The organism is Rhodoblastus acidophilus (assembly GCF_009720655.1).
Taxonomy (GTDB): Bacteria; Pseudomonadota; Alphaproteobacteria; order Rhizobiales; family Beijerinckiaceae; genus Rhodoblastus; species Rhodoblastus acidophilus_A.
Map to the genome: position 1 here is coordinate 298,127 of NZ_WNKS01000002.1, position 14,677 is coordinate 312,803.

Genomic DNA, 14,677 nt, shown 5'->3' on the forward strand with positions numbered 1-14,677 from the left:
AACAATTCTGTTCGTTATTCCGCTCACGCCCCGCGCGAAAGTGGCGTTGGTCATGTGTGTTATATGACCAATGTCAAGCTCACCCTCTGCTAAAGCATAAGATTGTCCGCAAAGAACAGAGATTTCAAGTGTCCAAAGAAAAAAGGCCGCCCGGAGGGGCGGCCTTCCGATCGTAAAGATGTGAACGATGGATCAGAAATCCATGCCGCCCATGCCGCCGCCCGGAGGCATGGCCGGACCGGCGTCCTTCTTCGGGGCCTCGACGATCGTGGCCTCGGTGGTGATCAGCAGGCCGGCGATCGAAGCGGCGTCCTGGATCGCGGTGCGCACAACCTTGGTCGGGTCGATGATGCCGTGCTTGACCAGATCGGCATATTCGCCGGTCTGTGCGTCATAGCCGAAGGCGTATTCATTGGACTCGAGCAGCTTGCCGACGACCACCGCGCCGTCCGCGCCGGCATTGTCGACGATCTGGCGGGCCGGAGCCTGGATGGCCTTGCGGACGATGTCCACTCCGGTCTTCTGGTCGGAATTGGCGACCTTCACGGCGTCCAGCGCCTTGATGGCGCGCAGCAGCGCCACGCCGCCGCCCGGCAGCACGCCTTCTTCCACCGCAGCGCGGGTGGCGTTCAGCGCGTCTTCCACGCGGTCCTTCTTTTCCTTCACCTCGACCTCGGTCGCGCCGCCGACGCGGATGATGGCGACACCGCCCGCGAGCTTGGCCAGTCGCTCCTGGAGCTTCTCACGGTCGTAGTCCGAGGTGGTCTCCTCGATCTGCGCCTTGATCTGGGCGATGCGGCCCTCGATGTCCTTCTTCTCGCCGTGGCCGTCGACGATCGTGGTGTTCTCCTTGTCGAGACGCACCTTCTTGGCGCGGCCGAGCAGGGCGAGGGTGACGTTCTCGAGCTTGATGCCGACGTCTTCCGAGATCACCGTGCCGGCGGTCAGGATGGCGATGTCTTCCAGCATGGCCTTGCGGCGGTCGCCGAAACCCGGAGCCTTGACAGCGGCGATCTTCAGGCCGCCACGCAGCTTGTTGACGACGAGAGTCGCAAGGGCTTCACCCTCGACGTCTTCGGCGACGATGAGCAGCGGCTTGCCGGTCTGCACGACGGCTTCGAGCACCGGCAGCAGCGGCTGCAGGGTGGAGAGCTTCTTCTCGTGGATGAGGATGTAAGGGTCTTCCAGTTCCGCGACCATCTTTTCGGCGTTGGTCACGAAATAGGGGGAGAGATAGCCACGGTCGAACTGCATGCCCTCGACGATATCGGTCTCGGTCTCCAGGCTCTTGGCCTCTTCTACCGTGATCACGCCCTCGTTGCCGACCTTCTGCATCGCCTTGGCGATTTCCTGGCCGATAAACGTGTCGCCGTTGGCGGAAATGGTGCCGACCTGGGCGATTTCGTCGTTGGAGGTGACCTTCTTGGAGTTCTTCTTGAGGTCGGCGACAATCGCCTCGACCGCAAGGTCAACGCCGCGCTTCAGATCCATCGGGTTGAGGCCGGCGGCAACAGCCTTGGCGCCTTCCTTGACGATGGCCGCCGCGAGGACGGTGGCGGTGGTGGTGCCGTCGCCGGCGATGTCGTTCTGCTTGGAGGCGACTTCGCGGACCATCTGGGCGCCGAGGTTCTCGAACTTGTCGGACAGTTCGATTTCCTTGGCGACGGTCACGCCATCCTTGGTGATGCGCGGGGCGCCGAAGGACTTTTCGATGACGACGTTACGGCCCTTCGGGCCGAGCGTGACCTTCACCGCATTGGCGAGGATATCGACGCCGCGCAGCAAGCGGTCGCGGGCGTCGGTGGAGAAGCGGACTTCTTTAGCAGCCATGTTTAGCTCCGATAGGAATTCTTAAGGGGACGGATGAGCCGGGCTCAAATCGTAAGCGATTTCAGCCGGGCTGAAATCAAGAGCGATTTCAGCCGACCACGCCGAGGATGTCGGATTCCTTCATGATCAGGAGGTCCTGACCGTCGATCTTGACTTCGGTGCCCGACCACTTGCCGAACAGCACGCGGTCGCCCGCCTTGACGTCGAGGGGGGCAAGCTTGCCGGATTCGTCACGCGCGCCGGGGCCGACGGCGACCACTTCGCCTTCCTGCGGCTTTTCCTTGGCGGTATCGGGGATGATGATGCCGCCTTTGGTCTTTTCTTCGCCTTCGAGGCGCTTGACGACGACGCGGTCGTGGAGGGGACGGAAGGCCATGTTTATGTCCTTATCTTTGGTTGCGATCCGCCGGCTCGCGGCCGGGGTGAATGGGAAAGCTTGTTATCACTCATTCCAGACGAGTGCTAACAAGCTGTGGGGTAGATAGGGACCGGCCCTTGGCGAGTCAAGGCTGAGGCGCGGCGCTTTTTTTGACACGCTGGAGCTTTTCTCGCATGAGTTAATCAAAGCGAGGGAGCAAACCGTGGCCGCCGAGCCGAAAGAGGACAAACAGGGCATTTTCGCGGCCCACCAGATTGCGGCGCTGGCGCAAAATGGCGCGATCCTGTCGAAACCGTTGGCGCCCGGCCAGATTCAGCCGGCGAGCCTCGACCTGCGGTTGGGTCGCCGCGCGTTTCGCATGCGCGCCTCGTTCCTGCCCGGCGGGCGAAGCCTCGACGAGGCCATCAAGCGCCACGCCCTGCACGAAATCGACCTGAGCGCCGGCGCCGTGCTGGAAACGAATTGCGTCTATCTGGCGGAACTTTCGGAAAGCCTTGCGCTGCCGAAAGATATTTCGGCAGCCGCCAATCCAAAGAGCTCGACCGGCCGCATCGACGTTTTTACGCGGGTGATCGCCGACCGCGCCCGCGCCTTCGACACCATTGAAGCCGGCTATCACGGGCCACTGTTCGCGGAGATTTCGCCGCGCACGTTTCCGATCCTGGCGCGCGAGGGTTCGCGCCTGTCGCAAATCCGTTTCCGGCGCGGCAACACCAAACTCGACGGCGCCGGCCACGCCGCGCTGCACGCCCGCGAAAAACTGGTGTCCAACACCAACCCGGTTTTTGACGGCGGCATTCCCGTCTCCATCGATCTTTCCGGCTTCGAGGGCGGCCTGATCGGCTATCGCGCCAAGCGCCACACCGGCCTGATCGACGTGGACAAGCCGGCCTCCTGCGACGCCGCCGATTTCTGGGAGCCGATATTTTCGCGCGGGGGCGGCGAACTGGTTTTGGACCCGGGCGAATTCTACATTTTGGCGTCCAAGGAGGCGGTGCGCGTGCCCCCGGACCATGCGGCGGAAATGACGCCCTTCGATCCGCTCGTCGGCGAGTTCCGCGTCCATTACGCCGGCTTTTTTGACCCCGGCTTTGGCGCGGAGGAGGCCGGCGGCGCCGGCGCCCGCGCGGTGCTGGAGGTGCGCTCGCATGACGTGCCGTTCATCCTGGAGGACGGGCAGGCGGTGGGCTGGCTGGTCTATGAGAAAATGGCGGAGACGCCGCGCGACCTCTATGGCTCAGGGTTGGGGTCGAATTATCAGGCGCAGGGGCTGAAACTCTCCAAACATTTTCGCAGCGCCGGTTGAAGGCGGGAGCGCGGCGGGTTACAAATCGAGAAGTCAGCCAATCGCCCCTGCAGGGTGATTGGCGTGAGCGGGCGTAGTTCAGTGGTAGAACGACAGCTTCCCAAGTTTTATTCCAAGCAATTCATGGCTACTCATAGCGTTTCAACTGCGACGAATTTTAGTTATTCCACAATGGATTGATCGCTTATAGTTACACATAGCAACTCACTACAGCACACATGATTTCCGTGCCAAACTGCGTGCCACAATCCGCCATCCACATAGCACGCTTGCGCGATTGCTCAATTGTGATTCAATGAAATCATATCAGCTAGCCCGTTCGTGTGTGCGCCTTGCGGCTAGCGGGCGCACGTACGAGCGAAAACATCATTATGAATGAAGATTTTATTGTCAGTGGAAATGATATTAGAGAGGCCGTAATTGGCGTGCTTAGAGATAAGGTCGTACAACGCTATACGTAGCGTCGCTGTAGATAAACTTGTAGAAAACATTATTAACGAGGAACGAGGTGAATTGGAGAAATTCCTTCGGGCTCCTCTCAAGTTTGTAACGAACGATAAGAAATTCCAAGCCCAGTTGATGAGGAGTTTAGACACAAAATCGCTAAATCGATGGTAGGAAAACTTGAAGGAACCGTGGAGCGTGCAGTTGACGTGATCCGGCAGAATCCGACTCTTCGAGCCGAAATGGTGCTTGCGATAGAACGTATAGTCTCTAAAAATAAAATTTAGTCTTGCTGACGACCAGGTTTGTCACTGGGAATCCGCTCACGCCAAAACCGCTCTCCGCGCGACCATACGACATCCGGCGTGAGCTTGTTGAACTCGTTGAGAACCCCGCGTGAGATCGCGGGGTTTCCATTTGCGTTGTCATAAACAAATGGCTTTCCGAACTTTCTTTGAATGTCCCACGCGGCTTCTTCTTGATAGAGGTGATTCTTGCGTTGAAGCTCCTCGACCATCCACATAGCGACATCGGCATCAGAGTAAGACGTCACTTCTTTACCTTTTCGTCCGCTTCGTCCGACAGGATAAGTGTATCGACATCGAAGCGGCCTCTCTCAAGCTTCCTACCTCCGAACCACTGACACCACACGTATGTATCAGAATCAATTATAGAAACAGTCATGTCTGGACTGCCCGACTTTAACCGAACGACCTGCCCAACCTTAAATTTCGCGTTGGCCATTTTTTATTCTCCAAATTGACGAACGGAACATACCGTAAACTCTGCCATTCGACAACGAGCCAGTTGCAGCTATGCACATCATTCGTTATCTATGTGCCATGGAAACAGACAGCGGCGTTAGCTGTTAAAATTATCGTGCCAAGCCGTGCCAAAAATCCCGACAGGATTTTTGATAAGTGTTTGTTTTCAAAAGGAACGCGGGCGTAGTTCAGTGGTAGAACGACAGCTTCCCAAGCTGTATGTCGTGGGTTCGATTCCCATCGCCCGCTCCAGTCTTTCCAGCGCAGACGGCTCAGGCCATCAGATGTGAAACCAGAATTTTCGTCCCAATGGCGAAAAGGCCGACGCCGCCGATCCGCTCGGCCCATTTGCCGGTGCGCTCTCCGATGATTCCGCCAAGACGAAGTCCGATAAGGGTCATCGTCAGCGTCACCGCGCCAATCGTCACGAGCGTCAAGGGAATGTTGTCGCTGAACAGAGCGAGGCTGACGCCGACCGCCGTGGCGTCCACGCTGGTTCCCAGCGCCGTCGCGAAAACAGCGGCCACGGTCGGCATGGTCGCGTCAATCTCATCGGCGTTTTCCTCGAAACTCATCCAGATCATGCGGCCGCCGAGAAAGCCGAGGATCGTGAAGGCGATCCAGTGGTCGAACGCTTCGATGGCTCCCGCGAACTGCATCCCAAGCAGATAGCCCACCAGCGGCGCGCAAGCCTCCAGCAGCCCGAAACTGAAGGCGATGGCGACGATGCGGGCGAAACCCATGGTGGGAAAGCGCGCGCCTTTGGCGACCGACGCCGCGAAGGCGTCGGTGGAGAGGCTGAAGGCGAGGATCAGGGTCTGCAACATGCGTGTCTCTTTTCCGCGTCGCGCATTGACGCCGCCAGAGCGCGCCGGCCCATGTTCTCGATGACGCAGTCTGCGGAAACGTCGCCAATCCCAATGCCGATGTCGTATATCTTGGCCGCCGCGCCGACGCAAACCGGCCGTCGCCAACGATAGGTCAAGAAGGTCATGACGACGACCAGCGGTTCACCGGCCCCGCCGCGCATCCGGCGCATCCAGTTTCTGTCCCTGTCCCTGCTCGTCCTTTCCGGCGCGATCAATTACGTCGACCGCGCCACGCTCGCCGTCGCCAACACCAGCATCGTCAAAGACATGGGGTTGAGCCTCGGCCAAATGGGGCTGCTGCTCTCCGCCTTTTCCTGGAGCTATGCCTTGGCCCAGCTTCCCGCCGGCGCGCTGGCGGACCGCCTCGGCGCGCGGCGCCTGCTGGGCTTTGGCCTGATCGCATGGTCCATCGCCCAGGGCGCCGCCGGCTTCGTCCAGAACTTTTTCCAATTCGTCGTCGCCCGAATCCTGCTCGGAATCGGCGAGGCGCCGCAGTTTCCCTCGGCCGCGCGGGTGGTGAGCAACTGGTATCCGCCGGCGCAACGAGGCGCGCCAACGGGGGTGTTCAACGCGGCCTCGCCGCTGGGCAGCGCCCTGGCGCCGCTCATCCTCACCCAGGCGCTGCTCGTGCTGGATTGGCGCTGGCTGTTCATCCTCACCGGCCTCGCCGGCTTTTTCGCGGCCGCGCTGTGGTTCGCGCTCTATCGCGACCCCGCCGACCTGCCGCTCACCGAGGAGGAGCGCGCCTATCTGGCCGAAGACGGCGCCAAGCGCGAGACCGAAACGGTCACCTTCGCCGCCTGGGCCGCTCTTTTTTCACACCGCGCCACCTGGGGAATGATGCTGGGCTTCTTCGGCAGCGTCTATCTCAACTGGGTTTATCTCACCTGGCTGCCGGCCTACCTCGTCAACGAACGCCACATGAGCCTCGCCTCCAGCGGCCTCATGGCGTCCATCCCCTTCTTCTGCGGCTTTGTCGGCTGCCTCGTCGCGGGCTGGCTGTCGGACCAAATCAGCCAGCGGTCCGCCTCGCCGGTGCTGGGGCGGCGACGCGCCGTCGCCCTCGCCATGTTCGGCATGGCCGCTTTTACCGTCCCGGCGGCGCTTGCCGAAAGCAACGCCTTCGCCGTCTTTTGCATTTCCGTCGTCATCTTCCTCGCCAATGCGGCCTCCGCCTGCTCCTGGGCGCTGGCGACGGCGGTGGCGCCGCCGAACCGCGTGGCGTCGCTCGGCTCGCTGCAAAATTTTGGAGGTTTTCTGGGCGGCGCGCTGGCCCCGATCATCACCGGTTTCATCGCGCAGACGCATGGTTTTGCGCCGGCGTTGCTGGTGGGCGCCGGTTTCGCCTTCCTCGGCGCGCTCAGCTACCTGTTTTTGGTGCGCGCGCCCATAAAAGCCTGAGTCTTAAGCTCCGCCGCACATGTGCTGAGCGTCCGGCAATTCCCACGTCTCCCCGGTGCGCAGATTTTCCACCTTATAAGTCTTGCCGCGTTCGTCGCCGGGCGGGCAGTCCCGGGGGATGAAAGTGAGACACATGCGCACCTTGTCGCCGACGTGCGAGCGCACCAGCGCGCGCTCCCGGTCGTAGGATACCTGCGAGCCGCCGTTGCGAAAATTCACCGACGAGCCGCTTGTCGCCGTCTTGATGTCCTCGCCGAAGCGACCTGCAATGTCGACAATTTCGGTGTTGCGACATTCGCCGACTGTTGTTGGCAGGTCCGCGCGCCACTTACGGCCGAGTTTTTGTTTCTCCATTTCGTCGACCCGCGCCTTGAGGCGGTCCACGGACTTGTAATTGTCGGGGCCGTTGGCGAGGCTGTCCAGCGCGCGCGTCTGGATGTCGAGGATGCAGACGGGATCGGAGCCGCAATCCTCGCGAAAAATATTGTTGGTCCGCACCCAGCGCCGCTGCGGATCGCCCGGAGGCAGTTTGTTGAAGGCTTTCGAAATCAGCCGGTCAGCTTCCGCAAGGTCAGGCGTCTGACAGATGGCGATCTCAAACGGTTTTTGCGCCCGAGCGCAATCGAAGGACGGCGCTTGGGCCTGGGCGGCAAGCGTGAGCAACGGCAACGCCATGACCGGAAACAGCCCCTTGCGCATGAAAAAAACCTCCGCTCGAACTATGCCGTGAGTCGCGTCGCGGTCAAAGTCGGTTGAAATCCGCGCAAGCGCTGCTATCTCGTTGTCAATCTCTAGCCATCGCGGGGGCCCCATGCCGATCTACGGCTACGAATGCAAGAAGTGCGGTTCGACATTTCAGACATTGGTGCGATCAGGTGAAACGCCGGAATGCCCGTCCTGCGGCGCGGTCGAGCTTGAACAGCAATTGTCGCTGATCGCGTCGCCGGCCAAGGGCGGCGAAGATGCGCCGCCGATGTGCTCGCCCGGCTCCGGCGGCGGCTGCGCCGGCTGTCCCGCCATGATGGGGTGAACATGGGCCGGGCGCTCTCCATCCTGCTTGGTGGGGCGCTCAATGGCGCGGCGGTCGTTTACGCGCGAGGCGCTGAAGCCTTCGCCACCGTTCCGGCGCTTGCCGGTCTCGCGCTGGTCTATGTCGCGCTGACCGTCGCCGCCCTGTTCGTCGGCGGCAATCTGAGCCCCGGCGCGCGCGAGGACCGCGAAAATCGCTGGGTGCTGCCGGTCTTCGCAGTCCTCGGCCTCGCCATAGCGGTCACGCCGGCCTTCGACGACGCCCACGGCATTTCAACGTTCGGCGGCGACGGCCTGCGATGGTTGGGCGTCACCCTGTTCGCGCTGGGCGGCGTCTTGCGGCTGTGGCCGGTCGCGGTCCTTGGGCATAGGTTCAGCGGTCTGGTCGCCATCCAGCCGAACCACAGGCTGCAAACGACAGGCGTTTACTCCGTAATCCGCCACCCCTCCTACCTCGGCCTGCTCGTCAGTTCGCTGGGCTGGGCGCTGGCCTTTCGCTCCGGCATTGGCGTTGTGCTGGTCGGGCTGCTGCTCATTCCTCTGGTCGGACGCATCAAAGCCGAGGAAAACCTGCTCGCTTCGCAATTCGGCGCCGATTATGACGCTTTTCGCGCGCGGACATGGCGGATGATCCCCGGCCTCTGGTGAGAAACGTTCTCCTCAAACTCAGGATAGTCTCATGAAAACCCTGTTGGTCACCGGCGCGACGTCCGGTTTCGGCGAGGCCATCGCGCGGCGGTCGATCCGCGACGGCCATCGCGTCATCGGCACGGGACGCCGCGTCGAGCGGCTTGAAAAACTGGCGGCCGAGCTGGGACCGAACTTTCTGGCTCGCCGCCTCGACATGATGGACACGGCGGCCATCGCCGCTTTCCCGTCCGCGCTCCCGGAAGACTGGCGCCAGATCGACGTTCTCGTGAACAATGCCGGCCTGGCGCTCGGACTGGCCCCGGGCTGGGAGGCCGATCTCAAGCAATGGGACCAGATGATCGCCACCAATGTCACGGGGCTCGCGCACATGACCCGGGCGATCCTGCCACAGATGGTGGCGCGCAATGACGGGCTGATTGTCAACATGGGTTCGGTCGCCGCCAATTACGCCTATGCCGGCGGCCATGCCTACGGCGGCACAAAAGCCTTCGTGCGCCAGTTCACCCAACACCTGCGCACCGATCTCGTCGGCTACAATGTCCGCGTCACCGACATCGAGCCGGGCATGGCCGACGGCTCGGAATTTTCGCTGGTGCGCTTCAACGGCGACAAGGACAAGGCCGCGGCGGTGTACGAGGGCACGCAGTCGCTGACGCCGGACGATATCGCCGAGGTCGTGGCCTGGCTCGTCGCCCTGCCCCCGCACGTCAACATCAATCACATGGAGCTGATGCCGACCTGCCAGGCCGGCGGCGGTTTCGCGGTGAAGCGCAAATAAAAAAGGGCCGCTCGCAAACGCAGAGCGGCCCTTTTCACAAAAAACCAATCAGAGCCCGGCGCTGATCCATTTGGCGAGTTCGCCCTTCGGCGCGGCGCCGACCTTTTGCGACGCGAGCTTGCCGTCTTTGAACATCATCAGCGTCGGAATCGAGCGGATGCCCAGTTTGCCAGCGATTCCGGGGTTCTCGTCGACATTGACCTTGGCGATCTTGACCTTGCCGGCATATTCCTTGGCGAGGTCTTCCAGCGACGGCCCGATCATCTTGCAGGGACCGCACCACTCCGCCCAGAAATCCACCACCACCGGCTCCGCGGATTGCAGAACGTCCGATTCAAAGGTGGCGTCGGTGACTTTCACAGTCGACATGGGAACCTCGCTGGGGGGAGAAGGCGCGAATCTTGAACGCGTCCGGTTGCAAGGAAAGTAGGAGTGGCCGGGGGTGGCGTCAAGGCGCGGCTTGGCCCGGAAGGGTTTCCACGCATTGACGAAATTTCGTTAGAACACGCCTTTGGTCAGGAATTTTCGCGGCTTGGCGTAGCCTCGACCCCTGGGCGGACCGCCATCTTTTCCGCCGGTCCCCGCCGGCTGCCAGTTCGGCACCAGCTGGTGCTTCCCCGGACCGATCAGGTCGGCGCGGCCCATGTTGCGCAGCGCATCTCGCAGCATCGGCCAGTTCTCGGGGTCGTGATAGCGCAGGAACGCCTTGTGCAGCCGGCGCTGCCGCAACCCCTTGATCGACTCCACCCGCTCGGAAATGCCGCGCCGCACCGGTTTCAGCGGATTGAAGCCGGAATGATACATGGCGGTCGAAATCGCCATGGGCGCGGGCAGAAACGTCTGGACCTGATCGGCGCGGTACTTGTTGCGTTTCAGCCAGAGGGCCAGCTGCATCATGTCCTTGTCGCTGGTGCCGGGATGCGCCGCGATGAAATACGGAATGAGAAAATACTCTTTGCGCGCCTCGCGCGCGGCCCGGTCGAACAGCTCTTTGAAGCGGTCATAGGCGCCAATGCCCGGCTTCATCATTTTCGAAAGCGGACCTTTTTCGGTATGCTCCGGCGCAATCTTCAAGTAGCCGCCGACGTGGTGGGTGACCAGTTCCTTCACATATTCAGGGCTCTTGACGGCGAGGTCGTAGCGCACGCCCGAGGCCACCATCACCTTTTTGACGCCCTTGACCTCGCGCGCCTTGCGATAGAGCTGGATCAGCGCGTCATGGCTGGTGTTGAGGTTCTTGCAGATGTCGGGATAGACGCAGGACAGGCGCCGGCACAGGCTCTCGGCCGTCTTGTCGTTGCACGCCACGCGATACATGTTGGCCGTGGGTCCGCCGACATCGGAAATAATGCCGGTAAACCCTTCCCCCTTGTCCCTGATGTCCTCGATCTCGCGCAGAATCGACTCTTCCGAGCGGTTCTGGATGATGCGCCCCTCGTGCTCGGTGATCGAGCAGAACGAGCACCCCCCAAAGCACCCGCGCATAATCGTCACGGAATGGCGGATCATCTCCCAGGCCGGAATCTTGCGGCCCTCATAGGCCGGGTGCGGGGCGCGGGCAAAAGGCAGGCCGTAAACCGCGTCCATCTCCGGCGTGGTCAGGGGAATGGGCGGCGGCGTCAGCCAAACCTCCCGATCGCCATGTTTCTGGATCAGCGGCCGCGCATTGCCGGGATTGCTTTCGCGGTGCAACACGCGCGAGGTGCGCGCATAGGCCTCCGGGTCGGCGCTGACGAACTCGAACGAGGGCAGGCGCACCACCACTTTTTCGCCCTTGACGTGAACCCCCTCGTCGCCATCGAGATCGTCGGCCGGCGCCTCCGTCCAGCCTTCTGGCGGGGCGGAGCGCAAAAACCCGAGGCCGCGAATGTCGCCAAAATCCTGATCGAGCCCTTTTTTGGCGATGCGGTGCGCGACCTCGACCAGGGCGCGCTCGGCATTGCCGAACAGGAGCAAGTCCGCCTTGGCGTCCATCAGGATGGAGCGGCGCACCTTGTCGGACCAGTAATCGTAATGGGCGATGCGGCGCAAAGACGCCTCGATGCCGCCAATGACAATGGGGGTTTTGGGAAACGCCTCGCGGCAGCGCTGGGCATAGACGACGACGGAGCGATCCGGCCTTTTGCCGCCCTCCCCGCCCGCCGTGTAATGGTCGTCGCGCCGGATTTTTTTGTCGGACGTGTAGCGGTTGACCATGGAATCCATGTTGCCGGCGGTCACGCCCCAGAACAGGTTTGGTTTGCCTAAAATTTTGAAGGCGTCGGCGCTGCTCCAGTCGGGCTGCGAAATCATGCCGACCCGAAAACCTTGCGCTTCCAGAACGCGGCCGACGATGGCCATGCCAAAACTGGGATGGTCGATATAGGCGTCACCCGTGACGAGGATGACGTCGCAGGAATCCCACCCCAGCGCGTCCATTTCCGCGCGAGACATGGGCAGGAAGGGGGCGACGCCAAAGCGGTGCGCCCAATATTTGCGATAGGAGAACAGCGGCTTGGCCGCTTCTTGCGCGATGGATGCCATGAGACGGTTTGTCGCGCTTTCGGGTCAGGGCGTCAATCGCGCCGTTGGGGGCTTACGCCAAACCGCCGATGCCCTCACGATAGGTCGGGAACTTTGGCGTGATGCCAAGAACCTCGCGCATTTTCTTATTGGATGTGCGCTTGTTCTCCCCATAAAAACTCCGCGCCATCGGAGTGAGCTGGGTCGCCTCAAACGGCTGTTCCGGCGGCGGCGTCACCCCCAACAATTCGGCCGCATAGGTCACCACATCCTGCGGCGGGGCCGGCTCGTCGTCGGTGACATTATAAACCCCTGATGGCGCGGAGCCGGCAAAACAGGCGTTGATCGCCTGGGCGATGTCGGCGACGTGGATGCGGTTAAAAACCTGGCCCGGCTTGATCAGCCGCTTCGCCGTCCCATCGCGCAGCTTTTCGATCACGCTGCGGCCCGGCCCGTAAATGCCGGAGAGGCGCAGCACATAAACCTGTTTTTGCGCCCGCTCGCCCAGCGCGAGCCAGTCCCGTTCCACCGCCACCCGCCAGCGGGTGCGGTCGTTGGAGGGGCGAAGCTCCGAGGTCTCGTCGATCCAGGCGCCCCCGTGGTCGCCGTACACGCCGATGGTCGAGAGATAGACGATTGTCTTCAATTTCGGCGCGGCGGCGATTTGTTCGGCGAGACGGCGCAGAACGGGGTCGCCGGCGGTGTCGGGACCGGCGCTGACCAGCACGGCGTCGGCCTCGCCCAGGGCGTCGAGCACGCGCGGATCGATTTTGTCCGAGGCCCCATCGAACGGCAGCAGGCGAAACCGCCCTTCCGCCAAAACTTCGGGCGCGCGCTTGGTGGCGGTCACCTGCTCAAAAACGTGAGACGCCTCGGCCGCGTAAAAACCCGCCGTGTAGCCAAGGCCAAAAATCAGCAGTTTCACCCCATCCCCCATTCAGCCCGGACGTCGGGGTCCGGCTCGTTATGATTTCGCGCAGCAAAAGTCGCAAATTCGTCGCGCGGCAGCAAGCGCGCCAAAGCCCAGACCGCCATGCCGCGCACCAGCGGCGACTCGTGCCCAAGCCGCGCTTCCGCGAACGGCGCCAGCGAGGGATCGCCGGAATTGCCGATGGCGAGCAGCATATTTCGAAGAAAACGCGCATGGCCGATGCGCTTCACCGGATTGCCCGAAAACTTTTGGCGGAACGCCGCCTCGTCCAGCGCCGCCAGTTCCTTGAGCGGCGGCGCAACCAGATCGGCGCGCGCCAAAAATTTGGCCTCGCGCGCGGTTTGGGCAAATTTGTTCCAGGGGCAGGCGGCGAGGCAATCGTCGCAGCCATAGACGCGATTGCCGATTTTTTCCCGCAAATTTTGGGGAATTTGCGCCTTGGTCTCGATGGTGAGATAGGACACGCACAGCCGCGCATCGATCTTGCCGCCGTCGAGCGCCCCGGTCGGGCACGCGCTTACGCAGGCGCGGCAGGAGCCACAATGGTCCACCTCCGGGGCGTCCGGAGGCAGGTCGAGGGTTGTAAAAATGCTGCCGAGAAACAGCCAGGAGCCGAATTCGCGCGACACCAGATTGGTGTGACGCCCCTGCCAGCCGATCCCGGCGGCGGCAGCGAGCGGTTTTTCCATCACCGGCGCGGTGTCGACGAAAACCTTGACGTCGCCGGCCACGCCAGTTTGCGCGCGCGCGAAAGAAAGCAGCGCGCCGGCCAAAAGCTTGAGCTTGCCCTTGACCACATCGTGGTAATCCCGATTGCGGGCATAGACGGAGATATTGCCGGCCTGCGCCGGAACGGCCGAAAAATCCGGCCCATAGTTCATGCCGAGCATGACGATGCTGCGGACCTCAGGCCAGAGTTTTCGCGGATCGGCGCGCCAGTCGCGTCTTTCCGCCAGCCAGTCCATATCGCCATGGCGTCCCTCGGCGACAAAAGCGTCCAAAACGGCGGGGGCGAAGGCAAGGACGTCAGGCCGCGTCACCCGGCAGGCGTCGAAGCCGAGTTTGTGCGCCTCCCGGCGCAGAAAATCTAAAAATCCACTTCCGCGTAGATCGGATTGACGGCCACCCCCGGCGCCCGATCCGCCAGCAGCGGGCGAAAACTCGGTCGGCTCTTCAGGCGCTGGTACCATAGTTTTGCGGGCTCTTCCTCGTCCCAGGGCACGTCGCCGAGATAGTCGACGCTCGACAGATGGGCGGCGGCGGCGAGGTCGGCGTAGGTCATGCGGTCGCCGCCGAGCCAATTCCGGTTCTGCGCCAGCCAGGAAATGTAGCGCAGGTGATGCCGCACATTGACGCGCGCCGCGCGCACCACGTCCATGTCGGGCGCGCCGCTGCCGATTTCGGTGGCCATGAAACGCTTAAAAACCTTTTCCGTCACCAGCCAGTTGGAGACTTCGCCGTAAAATTTGTCATTAAACCAGTTGATCAGGCGGCGGGTTTCCACGCGCTCGCGCGTCGAGGCCGGCAGCAGCCGGTGCGCCCCCAGCGCGTCCCCAAAAATTTCGTCCAGCCATTCGGCGATGACGCCGGCGCCGGGAACAACGTCGCCCTCGTCCGTCACCAGGACGGGGGTTTGTCCGGCGGGATCGAGCATCAGGAACTCGCGCCGGCGTTCGTGGACCCGTTCCTCGATCAGTTCAGCCTCCACGCCATATTCGCCGAGCGCAAGACGAATGAAACGCGAAAGCGGACAGAGCGGATGATGATAGAGCTGAACCATACCAGTCTTGTAG

The 14,677-nt window shown here is 62.1% G+C and carries 16 protein-coding genes and 1 tRNA gene; 6 read left to right on the plus strand and 11 right to left on the minus strand.

The window, feature by feature from the left end; genetic code table 11:
* Nucleotides 1–192: 192 nt before the first annotated feature.
* Together groL and groES are read right to left on the minus strand one after the other, a co-directional pair.
* On the minus strand, nucleotides 193–1,830 hold the full coding sequence (gene groL, locus GJ654_RS03740) for a chaperonin GroEL (protein WP_155444760.1): 1,638 nt from the start codon (nucleotides 1,828–1,830) through the stop codon (nucleotides 193–195).
* A gap of 88 nt (nucleotides 1,831–1,918) precedes the next feature.
* On the minus strand, nucleotides 1,919–2,206 hold the full coding sequence (groES, locus tag GJ654_RS03745) for a co-chaperone GroES (protein WP_155444761.1): 288 nt from the start codon (nucleotides 2,204–2,206) through the stop codon (nucleotides 1,919–1,921).
* Between the two features lie 205 nt (nucleotides 2,207–2,411).
* Between groES and GJ654_RS03750 the strand changes: the two genes are divergently transcribed.
* Nucleotides 2,412–3,515, plus strand: a complete 1,104-nt coding sequence (locus GJ654_RS03750; RefSeq protein WP_264586101.1) for a 2'-deoxycytidine 5'-triphosphate deaminase — start codon at nucleotides 2,412–2,414, stop codon at nucleotides 3,513–3,515.
* A 727-nt stretch (nucleotides 3,516–4,242) separates the two neighbouring features.
* On the opposite strand, the gene GJ654_RS03755 is transcribed toward GJ654_RS03750, so the two are convergent.
* Entirely contained in the window at nucleotides 4,243–4,482 is a 240-nt protein-coding gene (locus GJ654_RS03755; RefSeq protein WP_155444763.1) for a DUF6953 family protein, read from the minus strand.
* Nucleotides 4,483–4,508: 26 nt separating this feature from the next.
* A complete protein-coding gene (locus tag GJ654_RS21660; protein WP_155444764.1) occupies nucleotides 4,509–4,703 on the minus strand; it encodes a DUF2158 domain-containing protein in 195 nt (64 codons plus the stop codon).
* Between the two features lie 197 nt (nucleotides 4,704–4,900).
* Here GJ654_RS21660 and GJ654_RS03765 point away from each other — a divergent pair.
* Nucleotides 4,901–4,975: transfer RNA gene (locus GJ654_RS03765), tRNA-Gly, on the plus strand.
* A gap of 20 nt (nucleotides 4,976–4,995) precedes the next feature.
* Here GJ654_RS03765 and GJ654_RS03770 read toward each other — a convergent pair.
* Nucleotides 4,996–5,550, minus strand: a complete 555-nt coding sequence (locus tag GJ654_RS03770; RefSeq protein ID WP_155444765.1) for a manganese efflux pump MntP family protein — start codon at nucleotides 5,548–5,550, stop codon at nucleotides 4,996–4,998.
* Between the two features lie 165 nt (nucleotides 5,551–5,715).
* Between GJ654_RS03770 and GJ654_RS03775 the strand changes: the two genes are divergently transcribed.
* Nucleotides 5,716–6,993 (plus strand): MFS transporter, encoded by a 1,278-nt coding sequence (locus GJ654_RS03775; protein ID WP_155444766.1) that lies wholly within the window; start codon nucleotides 5,716–5,718, stop codon nucleotides 6,991–6,993.
* Between the two features lie 3 nt (nucleotides 6,994–6,996).
* Here the strand turns inward: GJ654_RS03775 and GJ654_RS03780 are convergent, their stop codons facing one another.
* Nucleotides 6,997–7,692: a lysozyme inhibitor LprI family protein gene (locus tag GJ654_RS03780; protein ID WP_155444767.1), complete on the minus strand. Its 696-nt coding sequence runs from the start codon at nucleotides 7,690–7,692 to the stop codon at nucleotides 6,997–6,999.
* Nucleotides 7,693–7,804: 112 nt separating this feature from the next.
* Here GJ654_RS03780 and GJ654_RS03785 point away from each other — a divergent pair, with 112 nt between their 5' ends.
* The 3 genes from GJ654_RS03785 to GJ654_RS03795 are packed head-to-tail and all read left to right on the plus strand — an operon-like array spanning nucleotide 7,805 to nucleotide 9,451.
* A complete protein-coding gene (locus GJ654_RS03785) occupies nucleotides 7,805–8,023 on the plus strand; it encodes an FmdB family zinc ribbon protein (RefSeq protein ID WP_155444768.1) in 219 nt (72 codons plus the stop codon).
* A gap of 2 nt (nucleotides 8,024–8,025) precedes the next feature.
* Entirely contained in the window at nucleotides 8,026–8,670 is a 645-nt protein-coding gene (locus GJ654_RS03790; RefSeq protein WP_155444769.1) for a methyltransferase family protein, read from the plus strand.
* A gap of 31 nt (nucleotides 8,671–8,701) precedes the next feature.
* The gene (locus tag GJ654_RS03795; protein ID WP_155444770.1) at nucleotides 8,702–9,451 is read left to right on the plus strand and encodes an SDR family NAD(P)-dependent oxidoreductase; all 750 of its coding nucleotides are present in this window, start codon (nucleotides 8,702–8,704) and stop codon (nucleotides 9,449–9,451) included.
* A gap of 48 nt (nucleotides 9,452–9,499) precedes the next feature.
* Here GJ654_RS03795 and trxA read toward each other — a convergent pair whose 3' ends face one another.
* The 5 genes from trxA to GJ654_RS03820 all read right to left on the minus strand — a co-directional run bounded on the left by trxA (nucleotide 9,500) and on the right by GJ654_RS03820 (nucleotide 14,664).
* Nucleotides 9,500–9,820, minus strand: a complete 321-nt coding sequence (gene trxA / locus GJ654_RS03800; protein WP_155444771.1) for a thioredoxin — start codon at nucleotides 9,818–9,820, stop codon at nucleotides 9,500–9,502.
* A 129-nt stretch (nucleotides 9,821–9,949) separates the two neighbouring features.
* Nucleotides 9,950–11,974 (minus strand): YgiQ family radical SAM protein, encoded by a 2,025-nt coding sequence (locus GJ654_RS03805; protein WP_155444772.1) that lies wholly within the window; start codon nucleotides 11,972–11,974, stop codon nucleotides 9,950–9,952.
* Between the two features lie 52 nt (nucleotides 11,975–12,026).
* The gene (locus GJ654_RS03810; protein WP_264586102.1) at nucleotides 12,027–12,878 is read right to left on the minus strand and encodes an SDR family oxidoreductase; all 852 of its coding nucleotides are present in this window, start codon (nucleotides 12,876–12,878) and stop codon (nucleotides 12,027–12,029) included.
* Nucleotides 12,875–14,074 (minus strand): tRNA epoxyqueuosine(34) reductase QueG, encoded by a 1,200-nt coding sequence (queG, locus tag GJ654_RS03815; protein WP_155444774.1) that lies wholly within the window; start codon nucleotides 14,072–14,074, stop codon nucleotides 12,875–12,877. Before queG ends, GJ654_RS03810 begins: the two co-directional genes overlap by 4 nt.
* Nucleotides 13,972–14,664 carry a glutathione S-transferase family protein gene (locus GJ654_RS03820; RefSeq protein ID WP_155444879.1) on the minus strand — a complete coding sequence of 231 codons (693 nt, stop codon included), beginning with the start codon at nucleotides 14,662–14,664 and terminating at the stop codon, nucleotides 13,972–13,974. The genes queG and GJ654_RS03820 overlap by 103 nt, the downstream gene beginning before the upstream one ends.
* Nucleotides 14,665–14,677 lie beyond the last annotated feature (13 nt).